Source organism: Tunturiibacter gelidiferens, from assembly GCF_014201335.1.
GTDB lineage: Bacteria > Acidobacteriota > Terriglobia > Terriglobales > Acidobacteriaceae > Edaphobacter > Edaphobacter lichenicola_E.
On sequence record NZ_JACHEB010000005.1, the window covers coordinates 43,874 to 67,178 of the forward strand.

Genomic DNA, 23,305 nt, shown 5'->3' on the forward strand with positions numbered 1-23,305 from the left:
AGCTACTCCGTAACTATACGGGTATGGGTAGTAGACAGGACATCATCCCAGTTCTGGTGAACTGGAAGTTTCGCCATACTCGGGGGCAGTTTGGCAGTCAGAGCCCACGGGCCACGCAGGTCTTTGGCTTTGAGCCAGGTCTTTTCGCTGAGTAGGTAATAGTCGGATTTGTCAAAGAAAAGATCCGAGTTAGTGTTGACGACATATTCCAGACTTGTCCCTTCAACCGGAGCCAATACAGGTTTCCCATCAACCACAAGCACTATCGCGGGCGACATCGTTACCAGAATTGACGGTACCTCCGGGCTCTCCGATATCGACCGCACCGGGTCATTCACTTTCTCCAGACTGGCAATCATTCGCGGAAGTCCAATGGTGAGCGTCGTGGTCGGATAAAGCTGATGTGCACGTTTCTGCATCTCCGCTTCCTGCGCCGCATTGAGCGAAGGAAACCATGCATCGAGCACTTGAATATCGTAGACATAAACCGTTTGCGCGCTTACGTTGGTGATCGTATCGGCTCGCCACGAGATGACACCAAGTATGGGCTTTTGTCCTTTGTCCGTCACCGAAATGGCGGTATCAGCGACCATCGTGCGGTATTTTTGCCAGGCTTTGAGTTGTAGTTGGTAGACAACCAGATGTACGTCGCCCCGGTCAAAAACTCTCGGCCACGGTGGAATGATCGTTGAGGTTTTAGCGGGCTTACTGCTTGCAGGAGCGATTCCCTGTGGAGTGGATGAGATGGCCCCAATCAGGAGGCAACTCGCAGTCGCAAAGACTAGACAGCATCTTGATCCTCTCAAAATGGTCTACCTCATTTGAGATTTGAGATTGGTGGTATCTAGCCTGTTTTCGTGACGACGAGTGTATCGGATAGAACCAACTTGTGGAATTTGTTTTTTGCTGAAAACGCTTCGGGCCGTTTGTAAATGACGATTCACTTGAAATGCCCGTACTCGCAAGGTCTTGTCACAGCGGCGCTCTTGATGCTTCCGATCGTCAAGGACGCCGATCTTTGATACGAATCAGTAAAGATAAACGCTCTCCTCGTCACTTGTCTGATAAGACTGATAATAGGTTTCACTGTGTGTGTGCGGCGCGAGTAAGAGCATCTTCTTATTGAGTCCAAACACACGGCGTACACATCGATTCTTTATCAACTCTTGACAATAAACGTGAATACCTTGTGTCGTGGATCAGGGAGATAGCAAAACGAAGTAATGGCAAACGCGACTGCAGGATTCGCACGCACCTTCCGGGCTTTTCGTTACCGCGACTTCCGCTTGATGTGGTTCGGAGCATGCGCGTCCACCATTGGGACGTTTGTGCAGCAGTTCGCACAGAGCTGGTTAGTCTATGACCTTACGAAAGACCCGTTCTATCTCGGCTTGGACCTTTTCTTGGGACAGCTCCCAATCATGATGTTCTCGCTCTTCGGCGGCGTCTTTGCAGATCGCATGGATCGCCGGAAGCTGCTCCTTGCCTCGCAATACATCCAGATGACATGCGCGTTTCTCTTGGCACTTTTGTTCGCATTCCATGTGGTAAAGGTATGGCACATTCTCGCTCTGTCATTCGTCGTCGGCCTTGGGCAGTCCTTTGGTGGCCCTGCGTATTCCTCGCTCTTGCCGACGTTGGTTGGGCCTGAGGATCTGTCCAACGCGATCGCGATGAACTCAATCCAGTTCAATCTTGCCCGAATCATTGGTCCGACGCTTGGCGGTTTGACCTACACGACGCTTGGTGCAACGTGGTGCTTCACTCTGAACGGTTTCTCCTATTTGGCAGTGATAGCCTCGCTCTTTTTAATTCAAGTGAAGTTCGTCCCTGCAAAGACAACTGACTCTGTCTTGTCGAGCATGAAAGAGGGAATTCGTTTCATACGGCAGCGGGACGGCATGAGCGCACTGGTTGTCCTGGCATTCTGTACGACGCTGTTTGGTTTTTCTCTCAACGGCTTTATTCCGGTCTTTGTTCGCGATGTGTTCCACAAAGGGCCGGAAACCTACACGCTGCTGCTCGTCTGTTCAGGCGGCGGTTCAATCTGTGGCGCTCTGGCAGTTGCGACTTCAGAAAGATTGAAGGGGCAGGGACGGCTAACCCTACTGATCCTCGCCCTATTGGGGCTGATTACAGCCGGATTCGCCGTATCGAGATGGCTTCCAGCATCCTGCACTCTGATGTTTTTCGCAGGGGCGGCAGTTATGGCATCTGCATCCTTTATGCTCTCTCTGGCGCAGCTCATCTCGACGGATGCAATGCGCGGCCGTGTCATGAGTGTCTACAACCTCGCGTTCCGCGCCGGCATTCCGCTTGGAGCTCTCGGGCTCGGAAAACTCATACCTATGTTTGGAGTTTCAAAGTCCCTGTCAGGTGCCGGCATCGCGCTAACTACCCTAAGTCTCTATTTCCTTGTCTCAAGGAAGGAAACGTTTCGTTCATCTCGTTCCGTCCGGCTCTAGCCTGGAGAGGTGACTATTGTCCGCCATCCAATCCCAGCGCTCGAACGTGACCATCGTTTCCAAGTCAGGCTCACAGGCGCGGGCTTCAGCTCAACGCAAAGAGCCGTAAGCCGACTCTCTGCGCTCGCGGCTGCGGATCCTTGGGGTTACCAACGACCCTGATGCGATCCACCGTCCACGTGCAGCACCTCCCCGGTGACGTTGCGGGCTTCGGTCAGGTAAACAATGGCATCTACGATGTCGTTGACGCTGGAGATTGTACCCATCGGCGAGAGCGTCTTTAGGAAGTCCTTTGGGTTGTTTACGTGCATCGGAGTGTCAACAATGCCGGGCGCCACGGCGTTGAAGCGGATGTGCTCCTTCGCATACTCGATCGCCAGGCTTCGCGTAGCTGCTTCAAGGCCGCCCTTGGTGATCATCGGCACGGACGCGGGTAAACCGGCGATCGGATTGACAACCTGCGAAGCGGTGATGGTGACGACGCTGCCACCTTTCTTCTGCGTAAGCATCTGCTTCACAGAGCCCTGCGTCACGTGCAGGAAACCTTTGAGGTTCACAGTCGAAAGCGCCTCGAAGTCTTCCGCCGTGAATTCCGTGAAGGGTTTGGCAAAGAAGATGCCAGCGTTGTTCACCAGAGCGTCGATGGAACCAAATCTTGTGATTGCAGTCTCCACGATCTTTGCTGCGACCGCGCTCTCTCCAATGTTTCCATCGACGAGCGCAAGTCTCTCAGACTCAACAAAGGTGCCCGACTTGCTGATGTTTCGCGAGTTTGCCACCAGGTTGTAGCCGCGGTCAAGAAACGCCTGCACGACACCCGCGCCAATACCTTGAGATGCTCCAGTTACGATGATCGTTCCCTTGCTTGCCATGCGATTCTCCTTGGTTGCGACGGTCTTACTCATCGCACACAATAAGAGATTCGCTCTACGTCGATCATGATTCGTCGCAATTTTCGATCAAATGATAGGTAATAACTATCTATTCCATGTTTATCGGAAAAGAGTCTTCTTCCGAATGGAGGGGAGTTCTTCTTCCAGGAGTTGTAGAAACAACTTGAGAGCGACTGAAGGATTACTTTTTTGCCATGCGGCTACAAAGTCGAGACGAACCTCGTCAGGCTGCAACCGGAAGAACGAGACATTGTCCGCGCGCAGGTTGCGGGCTGAAGCAGGAATGATAGCGACTCCTTCTCCGGCCTCGACAGTGGCAAGCACGGAGTTCATATTGTTCAGCTCGTTTTGCAAGCGGGGTGAAAACCCATTGTCGTTGCAGACACGAACGATTGTGTCAAAAACCGCAGGCGAGCTTGACCGCTGGAAAACGATGAACCGCTCCCCCGCAAGATCTGCGATCCGAATCCGTTTAGCTCGGACCTTGCGGGCCTTGGGTAGAGCTGCGACTAATGGTTCACTGAAGAGCAGGCGCGTATCATAATGGGCCCGACGGTCGGCCGACAGCGGACGCGTAAACGCGATGTCGATCTCGCCGCGATCAAACGCAATGTCTTGGCCTCCTGGCACATCTTCGACTAGGCGCATCGCGACGCCAGGATGACGAGCCTTGTATTTGCATATTAGGTCGGGGAGAAACAGACAGGCCGTAAATCCCATGAAGCCGATACCAAGCGTGCCGATCTCCCCTTTGGCGGCCCGTTGCGCAGTGGTTATGGAGCGCTCCGCCTGAGCAAGCGTCTTCAATGCTTCCTCGTAGAAAACCCGTCCCTCGGGTGTAAGCTTCGCGGCGCGTCCTTCGCGCGAGAACAGTTTGAGCCCTAGTTCCTCTTCGAGATCTGCGACAGCCTGGCTGATGGAGGGCTGCGCAATATAAAGGTGCCGCGCAGCTTCGCGGTAGCCCTTCCACTCGACAACTGCAGTGAAATATCGGAGATGCCGCAGTTCCATCTGATAGCTCCTTCCTATCGATTGATTAGAACATGCGGACAATCAATATTCACACCCATTGCCTTGCATCCATGCCCACCAAGTCGAACCCGGGATATGTGCCCTTTATGAACAGGAAAATTGCGCTCGTGAGCAACACGCAGTCCATGACCAGGAAGCAATCGCCATTGTCAGCACAACAGCTATGCGCCTTTCACAGATTCATGCTGCATTCGAATTTATTTGATTGCTAATTCAGACGATCCCAAAAAACCACAGTTATCTGATCTCGAAATTAAGGGTTTGAATCTCAGTGTAAGGAGATTCGTTTGTTGACCTGCCCGAAATGCTTAGCGAATAGACACCGTGTTCAAGGGACGCCGCCGGTATCAGCAACGGGACCGTGTTTTTTAGGTTCTCTTTCGACAAAGAGAACGACAGCATTTTCTTACCTGCTAAATTCGAGATGTCGCATCGATATTCGCTTGTAGCCTCACGCGGTGGAATGTCAACAAGCAGGAGAAAGGGCTTTCCAGGTTCGGTCTTGAACGCCGTTTGAACGCCACCTCGTGCGGTCTTGTCGGTCAGTGAAAAATATTGCAAGGCTTGAGGTGAGGCGGAACTACGGAGCTTCGGGATCACTAATATGTTCTGGTACAAGATGAACGAGAAGCATGCAATCGAAGCTGCAATTGCGTAACCTAAAGGTTTCCATCGATTAAGGATAGGTAAAACCTTGGGTTTAGGTGCTCTGATTCCATCCGAGATGGTCACCCTTCCAGCAAGTTGAAGAAACGCGGAGGTACTTCGCAAATCACTGGCGCATTCACCGCATCCGAAGTAGTGCTCTTCGAATTCGTCTCGTTCCGAGGCGGAGAATTCCTTCAGCAGGTATCTTTCTACAGCTTGACTCTCAATTGCTTCCCTATGATCCACAAATCACGCCCTCATTGGATGGTGAAGCTTGACCACTAAACGTTTCATTTGCCAATCAGTGATTCAACTAAAGTACAACAGTAGCGGGAATGGGTGAGGATTCGCAAACGATTTATTTTCAGTTAGTTATTCGATACCCAACGATCTAACGGGGGAGCTCGGAATGTAAATAATCCCACAGACTGCGGCGAGTAAGAGGCGAATACCGTAAAAGCGTCGAGTCGATCGCTTGAATCTCAAAAAAGCTGCTTACTCATGGAACGTCTGAAGAAGCGGTCAGAATGCGTACCCCGAAGGGAGGTCGTCCTTTTCGATCTTGAAGTTATTCCGGATAGCCCGAAGCGTTTCAGCAGGCTCGCATTCACGATACGAAAGCTCCGATCCCTTCGTTGAAAACCCAGCCTGGAAATCTGCTCGAGGCCATTTCTTTTGCAAGTTTTATATCGACACTTGAAACGAATCTCACGTAGAGCCACTATACTCGGAGACTTCAAAGCAGAGATGTCTAGTTCAATCGACAAGACGATGTTAGGGGTGGTCATCCGAGGCTAGATGTCCACAGGAGCGGAGATACAGATGGGAAAAAGAATTTTCTTATATCACGCGAATGGATTTGCGCTCGGTGGCAGGATCACCCAGCCTGTTGAACAGGAGATTAATAGTCATGCGGCCACGGCTCTCTCGATCGTGGGTGGTCTCGCCTCTGCAAAAGCAGAGAGCTATCGTCTCAAAGATCTAATCTCTTACCGTTCGGCGCACACCTATATTTCGGGAATCCAGAACAGTGACACCCTTCACAGTACCGTTGTAAATACGGTTATAGAGGATCTCAACATTCTGGATGTGATTACCGCGGATTCAGTGGTTGGCAGGCTATCGTCAACTCACGAAGACGGCAAGCCAGCCAAAATCATTCCCCTGGGTAGTACCTTCCAGAATTTGAAGATTGCGGGCAAACCGGTTGAAGTCGATCTCTTCGATAGTCTCTTTGCGCACCATTCAACGCATTCCTCTCTAGTCGATCACTTCCTCGGCAAGTGTCCAAAGAATGCCGCTTGCGCAACATCCCAACCTCCGAGTGCACTGCGATACGAATGGGGTCATCCGGTTGCAGCCATGCCAGGCGCGTTGCAGGAGCGTCTACTGGCGCCGCCCATCCCTGGTTGGCAGCAGTCTGGGGCTAATTTATATTGCAATTTGGTGCGGACGGTGCGAGAACCGAGTCCATCCGGAACCGTCAATGCACCACCTGTCCCTTATTCCCACGCCATAAAAATTCCCGATGTGGGGCGTCTCTACCTGGGTGAACTTACCTCCTCGGAAGATACAAAGCGACTTACGATGATCCGCCTCGAACTAGGGAGCCCCGTTGTTGGGAGTTTAGCGGTAGCTGGTTTGGAAACCAACGGAAAGTGGTTCCCGTAGAATGATGTAACCACATGGACTTTCAATCAGGGTAATGACCTCATCCACGGACTCTCGAACGAACGAAATGTCGAAGATGAGGTCAGCATAGGTGACGACTTCATTAAAGCAACGGCGGATAACGCTCCTCTCCTTTATTTGCTTTCTGTTCGTGGCCTGTCGCCCTGGAGTCAAGTCGACGCCAAAGCCGACCTTTGAGGACGCGGAGCTGAAGTTCTCGCAGGGTGATTTGGAATCCGCATTACATGAAGCGGACGCCACATTACAGGATTTGCACGACAAACAGTCTGATGAAGCTTGGCGGCTTCGCTTTCTCAAATCTGAGATTCTAATCTGGCAGGGATACTCCCGCGACGCGGTGAATCTGCTTACTCCGATGCCAAATGCTGTTTCTTCGCAGTCCGACCTTGCTGCGTTTCGATCTGTGTTGCTCGGATCGGCCTACAGTAATCTCCAAATGTTCGATGATGCGGACCGGGAATTTGCCACCGCCAAGACGCTAAACTCTCCGGAGGTGCGTGAGGTCACCTGCAGATTATTACTTGGCGAGGGTCGATTAGCGGCTCTTCATCATGAGCCTGCGAGATCAGACCAAATGTTCCGGCAAGCGGCTGAGATTGCCCACCAGCAGAACAAACCGGTTCTCGAAACAAGTGCATTAGGCAACCTTGGCATGTTGAACATGCAACAGCACCGTTATGCAGAGGCTGCTGATTGGTTCAATGAGTCCATATTCTTAGCTCAATCCCATAACGCGGAAATTACCGCAACAAGAGCTCTAGGCAATCTGGGGTGGGCCTATCTAAAGATGGGTGATCTGGATCGAGCTTTCGAAAGTTTTTCTCAGGCGGAGACCATATCAGAGCGGCATAGCATGATCACCGATGAGCAGACCTGGCTTATGAACGCTGCAGAGGTACAGTTTCTTCGCCGAGATCTTCCAGAAGCGGAAAAATCCTATTCACGATCTCTCGAGTTGGCGAGATCGCTGAATGATCAGCAAGAGGTGATCTATGGACTCCATGGACTAACGAAAATTGCACTCGCTAAAAGACAGTTCTCTCTTGCAGAGAGCTACAACCAGGAAGCAGCTGCTCTAGCAGATGCGATCGGTAGTCAGAACAGCAAACTCTACACGAAGCTGAACAGCGCCAACGAAGCGTTTGCAACCGCTCAATACGTCGTAGCCAATCAGCTGTTTCGGGAAGTGGTTAGTAACGCAGGCGACGATATCAGCCTGGAGGCAGATGGTTTGGACGGCCTGGGCCAGACAGAAGACAAACTCCAGCAGCCGGAATTGGCCGATAAGCATTACAGATCGGCGATTGCAGTTCTCGACAAGGAACGAAAGTCTCTTGGTCGAGAAGAATTTGAGCTTTCCTATCCTACGAACGCTAAGGACGCCTATAACGCATACATCAGATTTCTAATGGAGCGGGGTCGATCGAATGACGCTTTCGCCGTAGCGGAATTACATCGTGCCAGAACACTCACGGAGGGCCTGGAACTGCAAGGCGGTTCTAATAGACAGGCGTTGAGCGTTGCCGACACGCAGCGTGCCGCATCGCGTCAGCAACGGGTAATCCTCGCTTATTGGCTTGGGCCGGGACAGAGTTATCTTTGGGTTTGTCGGCCTGATGGTTCACAGGTATTCGTACTTCCGGGTGAAGATGAGATTAGTGCAATGGTCGAAAGACAGCACACACGACTTACTGGATCATTTAAATCCCAAAACGCGGACTATACCGACGGCCAAGAACTTTACAAAACGCTCATTGGCCCGGCGGAGCGCTGGATTACACCGCAGGCTCGGGTAACCATCATTCCTGATGGAGTTTTATGCGGATTGAACTTCGAAACCTTAACTGTCGCTTCACCGAAGCCACACTACTGGATCGAGGACGTCTTCATCTCAAATGCCAATTCTACAGTCTTGCTATCTCCAGGTGGAGGTTCAATATCGCGGCGACAGATAACGCCAAATAAAACCCTCCTTTTGATCGGGGATCCTAAAGCGCCCCAATATTATCAGCCGCTAGCACATGCCGGCGATGAAATCCGGCTCATACAGGCTCACTTTAGCCCAGAGCAAGAAACTGTTATTTCAGGCGCGGATGCGACGCCGACAGCTTATCTCAAGGCGAAGCCTGAGACTTTTTCTTTTATCCATTTTGTGGCCCATGGAACAGCAAGCCGCGTAAGCCCACTCGATTCCGCCGTCGTCCTTTCACAAGACGGCAGTTCATTTAACCTGTATGCGCGTGACATCGCAAAGATGAAGCTAAATGCCAAACTAGTGACTATCTCTGCTTGTGATAGTGCGGGCAACAGAATCTACTCATCTGAGGGATTGGTCGGACTTTCTTGGGCATTTCTTAGAGCTGGAGCACATCAAGTACTCGCCGCACTGTGGGACGTGGACGATACGTCGACTCCCCGCCTCATGAACAACTTCTACTCCGGTATAGCCGAAGGAGAAGATCCCGGAGTTGCGCTGCGGGCAGCTAAACTCGAGCTTTTACGGTCGCACACTATTTATGCGAAACCGTATTATTGGGGGCCATTCGTTCTCTATGACGGAGCCGCCATCGGAGAACCCTAGTTTGAAGTCTTTGAACCCGTCCTTCCCTCCGTTTAGCCAGCCACAAACTTATGGGGATCGATGGCAGAGATCGAACTCACCGAAAGCTGGCCCTTTTATAGTCTTCGCGATGTCGAACAGTCTGGGTCTTGGGTCCGGAAGGAAGCAGATCTCGACGCACTTTCAGGAGCTTGCCACCTAAACGATTGATCGTAAAATGGTGGCCAGAGACGGGATCGGTCTCTCGCGCCGCTAATAAAAATCTGTAACTTGCAAACTCTAAATGGTGAGGGAAGGGCGAAGAGTACCAGAATGCCCAAACGTTCTTGCAAATCTCTTTGCAAAATTTATCCTAGACCGCTCCGCGGGTCGGACTGCCCATCCAGTGAGGCGTCTTCCTGTTTCTTAGCCAGAGCACTGATGTCACACAATCTTTAGTTTGGTCATCGAAATTGCAGAGAGCTTGCTTGGTCTCATAAGCCACATGATCTGATGGATACCTCGTTCGGAAGCATCCGTCGCCACGAGCCCAACGGGTTCGCCATATCGCGAGATGAGAACGGCTTCCTGCCCGTTGACCTCGGTCCACGAGAGCGTCACACCATTCCAGAAGTGGGAGGAGAAGGCGGCGATGAACTTCGCCACTCGCTCGCGACCGACAACCGGGACACGCGCCGCTCGCACAACTCCACCGCCATCTGAGTAAGAGACAACATCCTCCGTGAAGAGGCCTTCCAGCGCGTCCAAATCTCCCTTTTGGGCAGCAACGATAAAAGCCTCCAGAAAGCGCCGTTGCTCCCCCGAACTAGCGGGGGTGCGCCGCCCGTCTGCGATATGTTTACGGGCGCGGGAGACGAGTTGTCGAGTATTTGCTTCCTCCATTTGTAGAATGTCCGCGATCTGGCGGTAGGAGTAGTCAAATGCTTCGCGCAGAACATATGCGGCACGTTCTGTGGGAGAGAGTTTCTCGAGAAGAACGACAACCGCAAGCTTTAAGGCCTCGCCTCGCTCCGCTCCTAGCGATGGATCGCTGCTCGTGTCCACCGGCTCGGGAAGCCACGTCCCCGTGTAAGTTTCGCGCCGTGACGGGGCGGACTGAATGAGGTTGATGCAAAGTCTTGTAGTTGTCGTCGCCAGAAATGCGGCCGGGTTCTCGACCACCCGCCGGTCGGTAAGCTGCCATCGTAGCCAGGCGTCCTGCACGATATCTTCGGCTTCCGCCACGCTTCCGAGCATGCGATACGCAATACCGAACAAACGCGGACGCACATCAGCAAAGGCTGAGAGGCCATCGTCATGTTTGCCGGTTTCACAGTCATGCCGGGCGGACGAATTAGGTTCCGAGATTGGTTCTTCTGCCATCGCGACGGTCATATTCTATCTCGTGGCAAACCAAGCTGGTTGGAAAGGACTTATTTTGAAAAATCGTTAGCTTTGCTTCAACTTATCGCCCGCGACCACTAACCCCTTGATTAATGACTGTTAAGCCATTCATCGGCTACATTCTCGCTAACGGGAGGGTCATCAGAATCTCCCATGATGAGTTCTTCAGCGGCCTCCGCTCGTTTTTGATCGAGACTCTGTTGGGGAGGCGAAGGAGGAGGATCTTCGAACTCCAAAATCATGCGAACATCCTCCTCTATCTCTTCGAGATAAATCTCCTCCTGCTTAGCCAGCTCTTCGTAGCAAGCATCTATCCGGATTGAAATATTCTCGTCGCTGCGCTCGTAGCTGCACATTGTTGTCATTTTTTCTTCATCTCCATGCTCTTGCTTAAAATGCATACGCCGAGTTCCTCAGTTGGCGGCGATTCTCCTCACCGAGAACAAGCTCGAGAAATCGCGAAAACCCAGCTCCGCTGCGCTTGCATCTTGTACCGCAGCGGCAAGCAGACTGCAGCCACATTGAAGTTCAAGAAACGGTCATCGTTTTACTCACAGGCATACATACCTTTTGCCTTTGCCTCTTATATCCACTAAGACCAATCGTCCTGTCGATCCGTGACAGGCTCCTCTCAAATTTTCTCCGAGAAATTTCTTTGTCATTTCGAACGCCTGCATTGTCATAGCAGCAGACAAGGTGCGGCGCCGCATCGTGGGAGGGAAGATGACTACAAGACGATTAGGAGTGTTCAGCGAAGTTGAGTTAGCGACTCATCTCTCCCCGTGTCGCGCAGAGCTTGCCTCTCCCTCCGTAACCGATGACATGATCGACCGTTTACGCAAGTACGAACAAGAGGTCAAGTTTCCGAATATACATCGTTGATCACACCTGAAGAGCAAAATGTCGATATGTTTGTCATCCTCGAAGGCGCAATCGACGTTTACACCATCGATCAGAATATGCAGCGCACTCTGCTCGTCCCGATGATCAGAATGGTACAAATCTCCTCCAGCAGGCAATCATTCGCACGCAGGGGGAGGGTTCAATCCTGAAGGACGCTCTCGGCGCGATTGGAAGGGAAAGCTATCGCCGGTTGTATATAGTGGCGGTCATCGCTACACTTCGTTCATCGTGGATTGCCCGCGCGGTTCTTGTGATCGTCGCACTCATTTGGTTGATTCCGGACTGGCGCATCGAAAAGCGTCTAGCCGTTTCCGGCAGTTTAGCGATTGGACCTCAGTGACACGGGCGACACCAGAAGGGAAAGGACTCATGAATCAATCGAACGGATCGGCCCGAAGTCACTGCCTCTCGCCCGCACGAGCAAAAATAGCGATTGATGCACCGCTTGGCCCAACGACCTATGCACGGATGTTTCCTGAGCTTCCGTCGTTTCGAGCCGATGAAGAATTTTTGCACGCGCTCGGACGCGCGGGCGGTCTCTGTGATTGCGGAGATGCCGATGATTCTCCTGATTCCTTGGCTGATACAGCGGCTGGCTGGCCTATCTTTGGTCAGTTTGTGGCCCACGACATAACGGCGGATCGATCCACTCTGCGAGCTCATACTGATACGGCAGAATTACACAATGCCCGCAGTCCAAAACTCAACCTCGAGTCTCTCTATGGTGACGGCCCAACCGGCCATCCATTCCTCTACCAACGCGACGACCCGGCGAAGTTCCTGCTTGGCCAGGACGGACCTGACATACAGCGGAACGCTGAGGGCACGGCGATTATCGGCGACCCACGCATGACTCGCACATGCTGATCTCTCAATTACACCTCGCCGTATTGAAAGCTCACAATGCGTTTGTCAACGACGCTCGTCTGGCTGGAGTGCCCAACGATCACGTCTTCGACGAAGCTGCCCGGCAGTTGCGCTGGCATTATCAGTGGATCGTTCTGCACGAGTTTCTGCCTACGCTCGTCGGACCTGCCCTTGCCGATCAGGTGCTCAAAGACGGACCGCATTATTTTCGTCCAGGTCGTGACGCTTTTATCCCGCTCGAATTTGCCGATGCGGCTTACCGATACGGCCACTCTCAGATTCGTCATCACTTTCAATTGAACTTGCTGAGTGATCCAGTCCCGCTCTTTCCTGACCTTTTGGGATTCCGTGCAGTACCGCGCCAACACGCGGTGGACTGGAAACTATTCTTCGACGCACCGCATGCAACGTCGGCACAGCGAGCCAAGAAGATTGATGGAAAACTGGTAAAAGCCTTGATTGATCTGCCGGTAGCTGTCACCGGTGAAACCGAAATCGACGCCTACCACTCTCTGGCCGTTCGTGACCTGCAACGAGGACAGGGTATTGGACTTCCGTCTGGCGAAGCCGTGGCACGTCACCTGGGGATCACTCCACTCATCGCTGACGAGGTTGGAATCGCTTCCACTGGTTGGCATGGCGAGACGCCCCTGTGGTATTACATCCTGCGCGAAGCCGACGTCTGCACAGGTGGTCATCGTCTCGGGCCGGTGGGTGGTCTGATCGTAGCTGAGGTATTGAATGGGCTCGTCGACGCAGATGCAACCTCTTTTCGCCAAAGCCATGACGAATGGCTTCCTAAGAAATCACTTAGCGAGTTACTGGCCTCCTAGGCGCGAATTACTCCGTGAGAGGTGATCCGTAAAACTCTCACTTCGCAAACGAAACAATCAGTTGTACACGCTCGCTAGTTTCTGGCCGGCCCCAATCCAAGCCTGGCTCTCCCTTCATAATTACTTTTTGATAGTTTTCCGTGAAGCGCTCGTGCGCCTTGAATAAATCCGCAGATCCACCGACATCGTGTCACAGAACTCTGCGCTGTCCGGTCTTAGTCAGTACGAATGGCAGATCGAAATTGCCGGTCGGATGAAGGGAGCAATTATGAAAATCGTAGTTATCGGCGGCACCGGTCTTGTCGGATCAAAGCTCGTTAGCAAGCTTTGTGAGCACGGACACGAAGCAGTATCTGCATCACCCAATTCGGGTGTCAACACTCTGACAGGCGAGGGGCTGGCAGACGTGCTAAAACGAGCCTCGGTAGTGGTCGATGTATCGAACTCTCCATCCTTCGACGAAGAGGTGGCGATGAAGTTCTTCAACACCGCAACGCGCAACCTCATTCAATGCGAACAAGCCGCGGGCGTTCGGCACCACGTTGCGTTGTCTGTCGTGGGAACGGATCGTCTCGCCCAAAAAAGGCCATCAGATGGGCCAAAGACGATTCGCGGATACTTCCGTGCGAAGCTCGCTCAGGAGAAACTGATCGCAGGGTCCTCCATTCCTTATTCGATTGTTCATGCGACTCAGTTCTTCGAGTTTGTCAAAAACATCGCCGATTCTTCGAGCGACGGCACGACCGTCCGACTGGCGCCTGTGCTGATCCAACCCATGGCTGCAGAAGATGTGGCCGCAGCAGTTGGACGGGCTGCCATCGGCGCTCCGGTGAACGGAATCGTCGAAGTAGCTGGTCCGGAACAATTCCACCTCGATGAATTCATTCGTCAGGGCCTCCGCTTCCGGAGCGATCCGCGTACTGTCGTTGCGGACGCTGCTGCTGGCTACTTCGGGGTCGAAGTCGACGATCGAACGCTCGTCCCTGGCAAAGATGCCAGGCTTGGTGAAGTGCGTTTCCAAGACTGGTTCGTCCAGTCGGCGAAATCGGTTGGGGGCGTCACGCCTGTTCCTACAGCGAGTGTGGCAACCACCGCCCACTAAGACAGAAGCCGAGTTCAGCCAGAACTCGGCTTCATCTCAGAACAAATAACAGAGATAAGCAAGGAGGAGATTCACTATGAAACTCGCAAAAATTCTTTTGTGTCTGGCATGGCTCGCTCCCAACTGTCTGAGTGCCGAGCAAGCCAAGGTGACGGAAGTCATGTCGAAAGATCTGTCAGATATTCCAGACAAGGAAGGTTTGATGATCACCGTAGACTATCCGTCGGGCGCCTCGGACCCCGTGCATCGCCACAATGCACACAGTTTTATTTATGTGCTGGAAGGCTCCATCGTGATGCAGGTGAGAGGCGTGAAAGAGATGACTCTGACTGCTGGACAGAGTTTTTACGAGGGACCTGATGATATCCACGTCGTCGGTCGCAACCCAAGTCAAACAAAGCCCGCAAAGTTCGTCGTGTTCCTGGTCAAGGACAAGGGCACACCCATGTTTATACCGACCAACTGAAGCCACACCTGTGGCGTTTCTAAAGTCGGTTCAAATACCTCGCAAGGCAGACTGATTCTTTTCTATGCGCGGCAGATCCAGACAGCTACGAGTAGCGGCCTACGTTAGTAAATAAACCGATACATTGGGATTTAGTGTTAGTTCATGGCTTCTTCCTTCGCTGTGGAACGTCCGCTCGCGCGGTCCGTTCTTTTCGAACGGACCGGGCGCGACTTCTAAAGTTGCTCAGGAACGCTTCTACGCCTCGTTCCAATCCGCCTTTGGGCCCGGATGGCCCGAACGCGCCGGAGTGTTCAAGAGTGGCGTACCCATGCAGGAAGGCCCAGGTAGCGACAGCAGCAGCGGTATCGTCCGGCTGCCCGGAGACGCCGCTTGCGGCCTCCAGCAGAAGGTTCCAGACGGCTTTACCAGCTCCTGCGCCATATCTCTCAGGATGGCGGTTCTGCATGACGAACGCGTAGAGCGGAAATCGTTCACGCGCAAAGCGCAGATAGGCATCCGTCATTCTTCGAAACATTTTGGCCGTATCAGCGGTTGCGGACGCAGTCCGGAACTCGCCTAGCATGATGGTCAGTATTTCTTCGGCTACCGCAACTTCCAACGCTCCCTTGTCCGGGAAGTAGCGATACAAACTCGGTGCCTTGACGCCAAGTTTCGCCGCAACGGCTCTCAACGAGAGCCCGTCGGCATCTCCATGTTCCACCAGGTGCACCGCCGTTTTCAGGATCTCTCCTGACGAAAGAAGTTTGGGGTAGGCCATTGCTTACATTGTAAGGCTTGACGCTCTTGCCCCGTAAGCTTACAGTGTAAGTCATAAACTCGTTCGTTACCGAGAACAAGATTTATAGGAGATTGAACATGTCGTTCATCGCTGGAGTTGTTCTGTTCGTTGTAGTAGTCGGGCTGGTGGATCGTCGCCTCCCTTGGCCCTCTACGAAACAGCAGGAGGTCGGCAAATGGTAGCTGGCCATTTTGGTTTCGCCGCAATCGTCAAATCTCGTGAGAAATCGACGCCTCTTTGGGCGTTAATGCTCGCGACAGTGTGGCTTGACGTCGTCTTCGTTCCGCTCCTCCTTGCTCATCGGGAGTCGGTGCAGCCTATTCACCCGGGGTACGGCGGCTTGATCATTCACGCGGACTACACGCACTCTATTGTCGGCATGCTGGCGCTGTCTGCGGCGCTGGGCGCGATATTCCTGCGTAATCACGGCAGGAGAGTTGCAATAGTGATCTCCCTGGTCAGCGCTTCTCACTGGGTGCTCGATTTGGTTGTTCATCGCCCTGACATGCCTGTGCTTCCCCGAAATTTGGGCAACCTTACACGTTTTGGCTTCGGACTTTGGAATCATCCACAAGCGGCCGCATGCGTGGAACTCGTTCTCGTCGTCGCAGGCGCTGCCACGTACTGGCGCTCGGCGATGAACGTGTCGACTAAAGCCGGAAGAAATGGAAAATTAGCGTCGCTGTCAGCAGCAATGATCGCAGTATTCGGTCTATTCGTGTTGTATCTGGACTATACGAGTTAGACGCCGTGCATCCTATAGATTCGGTCGATAAAGCCAGCCGCTCCTTAACGATTTGGACGTTATCCAGAATGACAAAGAAGTGATACGCAATGGAGAGACAGACAGTGGATACCACGATCAGAAAAGTACTTGTTCCCCGCTTCGGAGACGAAAGTGTTCTGCAGGTTATCGAGGCAAAAATTGCGAGTCCGCAGGCAGGTGAGGTGCAGGTGGAAGTACTACATTCCGTGGTCGCAGGTTCCGACGTCAATATGCGACGCGGCACGTATCCGCTTCAGAAGAAGCCACCCCTGACGCCGGGCTACAGCATGGTCGGCAAGGTGCTGGAGAATGGTGCGGGCTGCACGAAATTTGCGCCGGGAACCATCGTCGGTTGCCTCACCAAATATGGAGCGCAGGCAGAGCGGATGAACGTCCCGGAGAAGTTTGTATTACCTGTCCCGGAGGGTGTGGACCTCCGGCAAGCCACTGCGCTCATCCTGGACTGGACGACTGCCTACGGCATGCTCGAACACAGTGCCAAGGTAACGCGCGGCCAGCGCATCTTCGTTCATGGGCTCAGCGGTGCGGTAGGCATGGCGCTCCTCCATCTGGCGCAATTGCGAGGCGCGGAAGTGTTCGGAACCGCTTCGGCTAGCAAGCATGCGGAACTAAGTGCAAGCGCAGCCGTGGTGTTCGACTACAAACAAAAAGAATGGATTCGAGAAATGCGGCGTCTAGGGGGCGTGGATTCTGTGTTCGATCCGCTTGGATATCAGAGCTTTGATGAGAGCTATTCCATCTTGCGCAAGGGCGGCATCCTGGTGGGCTATGGCCAGAACTTGCCTGCTCTGACGAACGTTCCCCGGACGTCACCGGTGCCCATGGTCCTTAAGCTGTTTGCCCGCAATCTGGTTTTCTGGTCGGGTAAGCGGACCACGTTCTTCGGCTTGAACCGAGGCTCCAAACACTTTGCCTCAGATCTGGCGCTCCTTTTTCGCTGGCTTGCAGAGGGCCGTATCCGGGTGCCCATCAAGGCGGTGTTTGCGCTGGCTGACATTCAGGAAGCGCATCGCACATATGCGCGAGGCAGTGGCGTCGGTTCGATCGTGCTCGACGTTTCTTCGCACTAGCTATACACCGAGCGAATATCTGGCTTATCTAAGTTATTGATTATAAAATGGTGGCCAGAGACGGGATCGAACCGCCGACGCCGGCCTTTTCAGGGCCGCGCTCTACCACTGAGCTATCTGGCCTTGGCATTCAACGCCTTCTATCGGGGATCGCCAAGAACCACCGTGCGCTGATACTACATCTGTCGCCCCGGCTTTTCAGGGGAGCCCATCGCTGGCGGGAGCCGGCAACGCAAATGCATTCTAAGTATAGCAACCCCTAGCTGTACCGCCAACTCTCCCCGCTCGCGCTATCCTTTCTCATTACTTGAAACTAAACGCTAGGATGCCCATGCTCCTTTGTTCCCGAAGCCTTACGCCTGCATCACTTCTTTTCTGTCTCGTTATTGCCGCTCACGCGCAAGTCGCAGCGACATTATCCGCACCGGCCACTATGAAGGCAACCGCCGCGGCCGCCACGCCGCGCGAACAGAGAGCCATCAAGGCTTTCAACGCCGCAAGGGAAAGCCCACTCCAGCTCAACGCCTTTCTTACTCGCATGCCAAAGGGCGCAGACCTGCACATGCATCTCGCAGGCGCGGTCTATGCTGAGACCTACATCAAAGACGGAGCGGCTGATATTCTCTGCGTCAACCCCGCCACGCACAGTTTCTTCAAACCAGATGCCACCACCCGAAGCATCCCGCCGCAGCCCGTCTGTGGTGAAGGCAATGTTCGCGCCGAGGATGCCTTCAAAGACCAGAAGCTCTACGATGCTCTCGTCGATTCCTTCTCCATGCGTGCCTTTGTGCCCAGCGCGGGCGTCAGCGGACACGATCAGTTCTTCGCCACCTTCGACCGTTTTCGCAGTCTCAACAAATCTCATACAGGAGAGTGGCTCGACGAAGTCGCCACCCGTGCCGCGTCGCAGAACGAGCAATACCTGGAGGTCATGGAGACCCCTATCTTCACCGACCTCTCCAGGATCGTCTCCAACATTGAGTGGCCCTCCACACCTGCCGATCCAGCGCAAAATCGCACCGGCGACGCTACCGGTACCAGCCGCGAAGATCTCAGTCATCTTCGCGACACACTCCTCAACGCAGGCCTCCGCGACGAGGTAGCCGTCGATCGCAAACAATTGGACGACGCCCTCGACGCACGAGATCGCATCGAAAACTGCGGTCAACCCAGTGCTCGAGCTGCCTGTTCCGTCAAAGTTCGCTTTCTCTACCAGGTTCTCCGCGCCTTCCCCCCGCAACATGTCTTCGCACAAACTCTGCTTGCCTTCGAAGTCGCTTCGGTAGACCCTCGCGTCGTCGGCCTCAACTTCGTGCAACCCGAAGACGCCTACCTCTCCATGTCCGAATATCACCGCCAGATGCTTATGCTCGACTACCTTCACAGCGTCTACCCGAAGGTTCACATCTCCCTCCACGCCGGTGAGATCGCCCCAGGCCTCGTCGCTCCCGATGGTCTTCGCTTCCACATCCGCGAGGCCGTTGACCTCGGCCACGCCGAACGCATCGGTCACGGCGTCGACGTCATGTATGAGAACGAGCCTCAAGCGTTGCTGAAGGAATTAGCAGACCGGCACATCATGGTTGAGATCAATCTCACCTCGAACGATGTCATCCTCGGCGTCACTACGCCATGGCACCCGCTGCCGTTGTACCGTGCCGCTGGCGTTCCCATCGCTCTCTCCACCGACGACGAGGGCGTCTCCCGCATCGATCTCACCAACGAGTACACACGCGCCGCAATGGAGTTCAATCTCTCCTACTTCGACCTCAAGCAATCCGCCCGCACGAGCCTCGAGCATAGTTTTCTCCCCGGACCCAGCCTCTGGCAACAGCCTGATGCATTTACCAAAACCGTCTCTGCCTGTGCCGGACAGCCGCTTGGAGCCGCCAATCCCACCCCGAACTGCCTGAGCTTTCTCCAATCCAGCGAAAAGGCTGCTCAACAATGGGAACTCGAACATCGCTACGATCTCTTCGAGTCCAAGCTGCCTTGAGAGATCACAAGAGACAATGTGATGTTCGACAGATCACAGCAACAGTTGTGTGTTGATCCTGAATTTCTTCGTATCTTGAACGCCCGAGCTAAACTCAATCCCAGAGCCAATCCATGAAAAAAATAATTGGTGCCATCCTCCAATTCCTTCTGCTCCTCTTCGCCTTCGCCATCGGCAGCTTCGCCCATCCGTTCAATCTGCATTGGGGCCTCACAGTAACCACGCCCACCACTACGCGCTACTTTGTCGCAGATGGCCTGATCCTCATGACAGTCCTCTTCGCGCTCATTATTCTTATTGAGGCGCTCACCAAACGCCTTCGCTCGCTCGCTCTCTGGACGACCGTTGCCTTTGTCCTCGCCATGATCGTCGGCTTCATCATCAAGCTTGGTTTTGTCACCCACGAGATTTACTAACCATGCCAGCCGATGACTTCCTGAAACTCCTTACTGCCGCCCAGCAGTACCTTGACGAAGGCTCTGCCCACCTCCCACCAAACCCCGCACCCCAGCTAGGCGAATCAGCCTCTGCGATCCTCCATCAGGTCGCCGAGCGCCTGCACGACAACTATCCCTACGCCCATCCTCTCTACGCCGGACAGATGCTGAAGCCGCCCCACCCCATCGCTCGCGCCGCCTACGCGCTTGCCATGTCGGTCAATCCGAACAATCACGCCCTCGACGGCGGTCGCGCCAGCTCTGCGATGGAGATCGAGGCCGTAGCCGCCATCGCAAAGATGTTTCACTGGCCCCAGCATCTCGGCCACCTCTCAAGCGGCGGCACCTTCGCGAACCTCGAAGCCCTCTGGGTCGCTGGCCAGCTCATGCCGGGCAAAGCAATCGCCGCCTCCGATCAGGCCCACTACACTCACAGCCGCATCTCGAGCGTCCTCGGCCTGCCCTTCGTCACCATTCCCTCCGACGCTCGCGGCCGCATGGACCTCGCCGCTCTCGAGCAACTCCTCGCAACTAAAAATATCGGCACCGTGGTCGTCACCTTAGGCACAACCGCGATCGGTTCGGTCGATCCGCTCGATCACGTCCTGACTCTCCAGAAAAAGTACGAGTTCCGCATCCACGTCGATGCAGCCTACGGCGGCTACTTCACTCTCGCCTCCAACCTCTCCCCCGAGACTCGCGCCGCGTTCGACGCCATCCCCGACGCGGACTCCATCGTCATCGACCCCCACAAGCACGGCCTCCAACCCTACGGCTGCGGCTCCATCCTCTTCCGCGACCCCACCGTCGGCCGCTTCTACAAACACGACTCCCCCTACACCTACTTCTCCTCAAAAGACCTCCATCTCGGCGAGATCTCCCTCGAGTGCTCCCGTGCAGGCGCCTCCGCCGTAGCTCTCTGGGCGACCCAACAACTTCTCCCCTACACCCCCGGAGGCGTATTCGCCCGAGGCCTCGAGTCCGGCCATGCCGCGGCGCTCGAACTTCACCGACGCCTGACCGGAAGCAGTCAATTTCTCACCCCATCAAGCCAGCCTCAGCTAGACATCGTCTTCTGGGCGGCCAACGCTCCCACCCCCGAGGCTTCCTCGGTCCTCGCGCAGTCCATCTTCGACGAAGCCGCCAAAATCGATCTCCATATTGCTCTGGCCAAACTTCCGGCGCGATTTTTTCCACAAGATACATGGAAAGATACCTCCCCCAAAAACACCGAAATAAATGTGACCTGTCTCCGATCCGTACTGATGAAGCCCGAGCATCTCCTTTGGTTAGACCACTTGTGGCAACGCCTTGAGACCGCCGCAGGCACGGTTACCGGTCAATACCCCAATAGAACCAACGTAACCTAACCGGAGTTCCATCTTTTGATGGAGATCCCTTTGGTAGAATCACCTAAATTCGAAGCTCCAACGATTTCTGTCACGGATCTCGCGCAGCGCATCTCCCCGCCGATAGAAGTTGTGGCATCGCAACTCGGGCCATCGACGTACGAGATGCAAAATCGGATGAGAAAAGGATCCACCAACGCATGACTCTTCCCTCCGCTCTCACCGCTCCTTCGACACCCGATCTCTCCACCCGTACTATCGCCTATTTCTCCATGGAGATAGCTCTATCTCCCGCCGTACCCACTTACTCCGGTGGCCTCGGCATGCTCGCCGGCGACACCCTTCGCTCCGCAGCCGACACTGCCGCCCCCATGGTCGCGATTTCGCTCGTCCATCGCCGCGGCTACTTCCGCCAGAAACTCTCTGACGTAGGCCAGCAGACAGAAGCCGACGTTCCCTGGTCGCCCGATACGACCCTTCCCAGTGCCAATCGAATCATCGCCCTCACCCTGCAGAGCCGTCAGGTCCTCGTTCGCGCCTGGCGCTTCGACGTCGTAGGTGTCACCGGCCACATCATCCCCGTCTTCCTCCTCGACACCGACGTCGAAGGCAACGACCCCTGGGACCGTCGCCTCACTGACCACCTCTACGGCGGCGACACCTACTACCGCCTCTGTCAGGAGACCGTTCTAGGTCTCGGCGGCGTAGCTCTTCTCGAAGCCCTAGCCTGTAAGCCCAAGGTCTATCACATGAACGAGGGCCATGCGGCCCTTCTTGCCATCGGCCTTCTCGAAGATCACCTCGCCGGCATCCCCCTCAAAGACGCAACCGAAGCCGATATCGAATTCGTCCGTCAGCAGTGCGTCTTCACCACTCATACCCCAGTGCCCGCCGGCCACGACCAGTTCGGCGTGGATCAGATGTATCAGGTTCTAGGTCACGACCGCGGCGCCGCCATCGAACAGTTCGGCTGTCTTCACAACAGCCTCATGAACATGACCTATATCGCCCTGCGTTTCTCGCGCTTCGTCAACGGCGTCGCCATGCAGCACGGCAAGGTCTCTCAGCAGATGTTCCCCGGGTACAAGGTTTACTCCATTACCAACGGCGTTCACGCCGCCACCTGGCTCTCGCCCCATTTTCAAGAGCTTCTCGACGGCGAGATCCCCAACTGGCGCACTGACAACCAATACTTCCGCTCGGTCTACGGCATCGATCCGGCCCGCATCGCAGCTGCTCACAACAAAGGCAAGCTTCGCCTCTTCAGCACTATCGCGAAACGCGCCGGTCATCACTTCAACCCCAACGTCCTGACCCTTGGTTTCGCCCGCCGCGTCGCCACCTACAAACGCGCCAGCCTTCTCCTCCACGACCCCAAACGTCTCGTCGAAATCGCGGAAAAGATCGGCGGCCTGCAGATTCTCTACGCCGGCAAAGCCCACCCTGCCGACAGCGCCGGCAAAGGTCTCATTCGCGACGTCTTTGCCTCCGCAGCCAAACTCAACTCCTCAGCTCTCAAGATCTACTACATCGAAAACTATGACTGGGAGCTAGGCGCTCTGCTCACTCAGGGCGTCGATGTCTGGGTCAACACCCCCCGACGCCCCTACGAGGCCTCCGGCACCTCTGGCATGAAGGCCGCCCTCAACGGTGTTCCTTCGCTCTCCATCCTCGACGGTTGGTGGATCGAAGGTTGTGCCGAAAACAGCACCGGCTGGGCCATTGAAAACGGCGAAGACGAAGCCGCCGAAGCCGCCAGCCTCTATGAAAAGCTTGAAAAGTCCGTTGCCCCCATGTACGCGAATCCCGGGGCCTGGTCGCGCATGCAGCAGCATTGCATTGCCATCAACGGCAGCTTCTTCAACACTCACCGCATGCTCGCCCAGTACTTCGAAAACTCGTACTTTCCCCCGACGCCACTCTTCGCAGTCCAGACCAACTACCTTGAACACCGCCGCTCCACGGACACAGTAGTCCCCGAAGCCGCATTGGTCTAATCCGAATAAAGTCATTCCACAGGCAACGGCCAGTCGGTCGTTGC

At 54.5% G+C, this 23,305-nt stretch carries 20 protein-coding genes and 1 tRNA gene; 13 read left to right on the top strand and 8 right to left on the bottom strand.

What is annotated here, in order from left to right:
* Window positions 1-2: 2 nt before the first annotated feature.
* Window positions 3-593: a hypothetical protein gene (locus HDF14_RS11500; RefSeq protein ID WP_183976717.1), complete on the bottom strand. Its 591-nt coding sequence runs from the start codon at window positions 591-593 to the stop codon at window positions 3-5.
* Window positions 594-1,223: 630 nt separating this feature from the next.
* On the opposite strand from HDF14_RS11500, the gene HDF14_RS11505 reads away from it, so the two are divergent.
* Window positions 1,224-2,465, top strand: a complete 1,242-nt coding sequence (locus HDF14_RS11505) for an MFS transporter (RefSeq protein ID WP_183976719.1) — start codon at window positions 1,224-1,226, stop codon at window positions 2,463-2,465.
* A gap of 146 nt (window positions 2,466-2,611) precedes the next feature.
* Here the strand turns inward: HDF14_RS11505 and HDF14_RS11510 are convergent, their stop codons facing one another.
* The 3 genes from HDF14_RS11510 to HDF14_RS11520 form a co-directional block, all read right to left on the bottom strand.
* Window positions 2,612-3,337 carry an SDR family NAD(P)-dependent oxidoreductase gene (locus HDF14_RS11510; protein ID WP_183976721.1) on the bottom strand — a complete coding sequence of 242 codons (726 nt, stop codon included), beginning with the start codon at window positions 3,335-3,337 and terminating at the stop codon, window positions 2,612-2,614.
* Between the two features lie 120 nt (window positions 3,338-3,457).
* Window positions 3,458-4,369 (bottom strand): LysR substrate-binding domain-containing protein, encoded by a 912-nt coding sequence (locus tag HDF14_RS11515; protein ID WP_183976723.1) that lies wholly within the window; start codon window positions 4,367-4,369, stop codon window positions 3,458-3,460.
* A gap of 258 nt (window positions 4,370-4,627) precedes the next feature.
* On the bottom strand, window positions 4,628-5,284 hold the full coding sequence (locus tag HDF14_RS11520) for an anti-sigma factor family protein (protein WP_183976725.1): 657 nt from the start codon (window positions 5,282-5,284) through the stop codon (window positions 4,628-4,630).
* Window positions 5,285-5,860: 576 nt separating this feature from the next.
* Between HDF14_RS11520 and HDF14_RS11525 the strand changes: the two genes are divergently transcribed.
* Together HDF14_RS11525 and HDF14_RS11530 are read left to right on the top strand one after the other, a co-directional pair.
* Window positions 5,861-6,709 (top strand): choice-of-anchor P family protein, encoded by an 849-nt coding sequence (locus HDF14_RS11525; RefSeq protein ID WP_183976727.1) that lies wholly within the window; start codon window positions 5,861-5,863, stop codon window positions 6,707-6,709.
* A gap of 91 nt (window positions 6,710-6,800) precedes the next feature.
* Window positions 6,801-9,311, top strand: coding sequence for a CHAT domain-containing protein (locus HDF14_RS11530; protein WP_183976729.1), 2,511 nt, complete (start codon window positions 6,801-6,803; stop codon window positions 9,309-9,311).
* Window positions 9,312-9,713: 402 nt separating this feature from the next.
* Here HDF14_RS11530 and HDF14_RS11535 read toward each other — a convergent pair whose 3' ends face one another.
* On the bottom strand, window positions 9,714-10,664 hold the full coding sequence (locus tag HDF14_RS11535; protein WP_260698206.1) for an RNA polymerase sigma-70 factor: 951 nt from the start codon (window positions 10,662-10,664) through the stop codon (window positions 9,714-9,716).
* Between the two features lie 98 nt (window positions 10,665-10,762).
* The gene (locus tag HDF14_RS11540) at window positions 10,763-11,074 is read right to left on the bottom strand and encodes a hypothetical protein (protein ID WP_183976731.1); all 312 of its coding nucleotides are present in this window, start codon (window positions 11,072-11,074) and stop codon (window positions 10,763-10,765) included.
* Window positions 11,075-11,945: 871 nt separating this feature from the next.
* Here HDF14_RS11540 and HDF14_RS11545 point away from each other — a divergent pair.
* The 4 genes from HDF14_RS11545 (at window position 11,946) to HDF14_RS11560 (ending at window position 14,844) form a co-directional block, all read left to right on the top strand.
* Entirely contained in the window at window positions 11,946-12,443 is a 498-nt protein-coding gene (locus HDF14_RS11545) for a hypothetical protein (protein ID WP_183976734.1), read from the top strand.
* Window positions 12,437-13,276 (top strand): peroxidase family protein, encoded by an 840-nt coding sequence (locus HDF14_RS11550; protein WP_183976736.1) that lies wholly within the window; start codon window positions 12,437-12,439, stop codon window positions 13,274-13,276. The genes HDF14_RS11545 and HDF14_RS11550 overlap by 7 nt, the downstream gene beginning before the upstream one ends.
* 268 nt (window positions 13,277-13,544) lie before the next feature.
* Window positions 13,545-14,378, top strand: a complete 834-nt coding sequence (locus HDF14_RS11555; RefSeq protein WP_183976738.1) for an SDR family oxidoreductase — start codon at window positions 13,545-13,547, stop codon at window positions 14,376-14,378.
* 76 nt (window positions 14,379-14,454) lie between these two features.
* Window positions 14,455-14,844 (top strand): cupin domain-containing protein, encoded by a 390-nt coding sequence (locus HDF14_RS11560; protein WP_183976740.1) that lies wholly within the window; start codon window positions 14,455-14,457, stop codon window positions 14,842-14,844.
* A 142-nt stretch (window positions 14,845-14,986) separates the two neighbouring features.
* On the opposite strand, the gene HDF14_RS11565 is transcribed toward HDF14_RS11560, so the two are convergent.
* Window positions 14,987-15,604 (bottom strand): TetR/AcrR family transcriptional regulator, encoded by a 618-nt coding sequence (locus HDF14_RS11565; RefSeq protein WP_183976742.1) that lies wholly within the window; start codon window positions 15,602-15,604, stop codon window positions 14,987-14,989.
* Between the two features lie 196 nt (window positions 15,605-15,800).
* Here HDF14_RS11565 and HDF14_RS11570 point away from each other — a divergent pair, with 196 nt between their 5' ends.
* Both HDF14_RS11570 and HDF14_RS11575 read left to right on the top strand, forming a co-directional pair.
* Window positions 15,801-16,370 (top strand): permease, encoded by a 570-nt coding sequence (locus HDF14_RS11570; RefSeq protein ID WP_183976744.1) that lies wholly within the window; start codon window positions 15,801-15,803, stop codon window positions 16,368-16,370.
* Between the two features lie 104 nt (window positions 16,371-16,474).
* Window positions 16,475-17,482, top strand: a complete 1,008-nt coding sequence (locus HDF14_RS11575; protein WP_183976746.1) for a medium chain dehydrogenase/reductase family protein — start codon at window positions 16,475-16,477, stop codon at window positions 17,480-17,482.
* 48 nt (window positions 17,483-17,530) lie between these two features.
* On the opposite strand, the gene HDF14_RS11580 is transcribed toward HDF14_RS11575, so the two are convergent.
* Window positions 17,531-17,605 (bottom strand) — tRNA-Phe (locus HDF14_RS11580).
* A 310-nt stretch (window positions 17,606-17,915) separates the two neighbouring features.
* Here HDF14_RS11580 and HDF14_RS11585 point away from each other — a divergent pair.
* From HDF14_RS11585 to glgP, 4 genes are all read left to right on the top strand, one after another.
* On the top strand, window positions 17,916-19,478 hold the full coding sequence (locus tag HDF14_RS11585) for an adenosine deaminase family protein (protein ID WP_183976748.1): 1,563 nt from the start codon (window positions 17,916-17,918) through the stop codon (window positions 19,476-19,478).
* Between the two features lie 113 nt (window positions 19,479-19,591).
* A complete protein-coding gene (locus tag HDF14_RS11590; protein WP_183976750.1) occupies window positions 19,592-19,894 on the top strand; it encodes a hypothetical protein in 303 nt (100 codons plus the stop codon).
* A gap of 2 nt (window positions 19,895-19,896) precedes the next feature.
* Entirely contained in the window at window positions 19,897-21,285 is a 1,389-nt protein-coding gene (locus HDF14_RS11595; protein ID WP_183976752.1) for a pyridoxal phosphate-dependent decarboxylase family protein, read from the top strand.
* A 179-nt stretch (window positions 21,286-21,464) separates the two neighbouring features.
* The gene (gene glgP, locus HDF14_RS11600; protein ID WP_183976754.1) at window positions 21,465-23,261 is read left to right on the top strand and encodes an alpha-glucan family phosphorylase; all 1,797 of its coding nucleotides are present in this window, start codon (window positions 21,465-21,467) and stop codon (window positions 23,259-23,261) included.
* The last annotated feature ends 44 nt before the right edge of the window (window positions 23,262-23,305 follow it).

Excerpts from the sequence above, each read along its gene's own strand:
- HDF14_RS11500 (WP_183976717.1), bottom strand. The coding sequence starts at position 593 with ATGGTCGCTGATACCGCCATTTCGGTGACGGACAAAGGACAAAAGCCC.
- HDF14_RS11505 (WP_183976719.1), top strand. The coding sequence starts at position 1,224 with ATGGCAAACGCGACTGCAGGATTCGCACGCACCTTCCGGGCTTTTCGT.
- HDF14_RS11510 (WP_183976721.1), bottom strand. The coding sequence starts at position 3,337 with ATGGCAAGCAAGGGAACGATCATCGTAACTGGAGCATCTCAAGGTATT.
- HDF14_RS11515 (WP_183976723.1), bottom strand. The coding sequence starts at position 4,369 with ATGGAACTGCGGCATCTCCGATATTTCACTGCAGTTGTCGAGTGGAAG.
- HDF14_RS11525 (WP_183976727.1), top strand. The coding sequence starts at position 5,861 with ATGGGAAAAAGAATTTTCTTATATCACGCGAATGGATTTGCGCTCGGT.
- HDF14_RS11535 (WP_260698206.1), bottom strand. The coding sequence starts at position 10,664 with ATGACCGTCGCGATGGCAGAAGAACCAATCTCGGAACCTAATTCGTCC.
- HDF14_RS11540 (WP_183976731.1), bottom strand. The coding sequence starts at position 11,074 with ATGCATTTTAAGCAAGAGCATGGAGATGAAGAAAAAATGACAACAATG.
- HDF14_RS11545 (WP_183976734.1), top strand. The coding sequence starts at position 11,946 with ATGAATCAATCGAACGGATCGGCCCGAAGTCACTGCCTCTCGCCCGCA.
- HDF14_RS11550 (WP_183976736.1), top strand. The coding sequence starts at position 12,437 with ATGCTGATCTCTCAATTACACCTCGCCGTATTGAAAGCTCACAATGCG.
- HDF14_RS11555 (WP_183976738.1), top strand. The coding sequence starts at position 13,545 with ATGAAAATCGTAGTTATCGGCGGCACCGGTCTTGTCGGATCAAAGCTC.
- HDF14_RS11560 (WP_183976740.1), top strand. The coding sequence starts at position 14,455 with ATGAAACTCGCAAAAATTCTTTTGTGTCTGGCATGGCTCGCTCCCAAC.
- HDF14_RS11565 (WP_183976742.1), bottom strand. The coding sequence starts at position 15,604 with ATGGCCTACCCCAAACTTCTTTCGTCAGGAGAGATCCTGAAAACGGCG.
- HDF14_RS11570 (WP_183976744.1), top strand. The coding sequence starts at position 15,801 with ATGGTAGCTGGCCATTTTGGTTTCGCCGCAATCGTCAAATCTCGTGAG.
- HDF14_RS11585 (WP_183976748.1), top strand. The coding sequence starts at position 17,916 with ATGAAGGCAACCGCCGCGGCCGCCACGCCGCGCGAACAGAGAGCCATC.
- HDF14_RS11590 (WP_183976750.1), top strand. The coding sequence starts at position 19,592 with ATGAAAAAAATAATTGGTGCCATCCTCCAATTCCTTCTGCTCCTCTTC.
- HDF14_RS11595 (WP_183976752.1), top strand. The coding sequence starts at position 19,897 with ATGCCAGCCGATGACTTCCTGAAACTCCTTACTGCCGCCCAGCAGTAC.
- glgP (WP_183976754.1), top strand. The coding sequence starts at position 21,465 with ATGACTCTTCCCTCCGCTCTCACCGCTCCTTCGACACCCGATCTCTCC.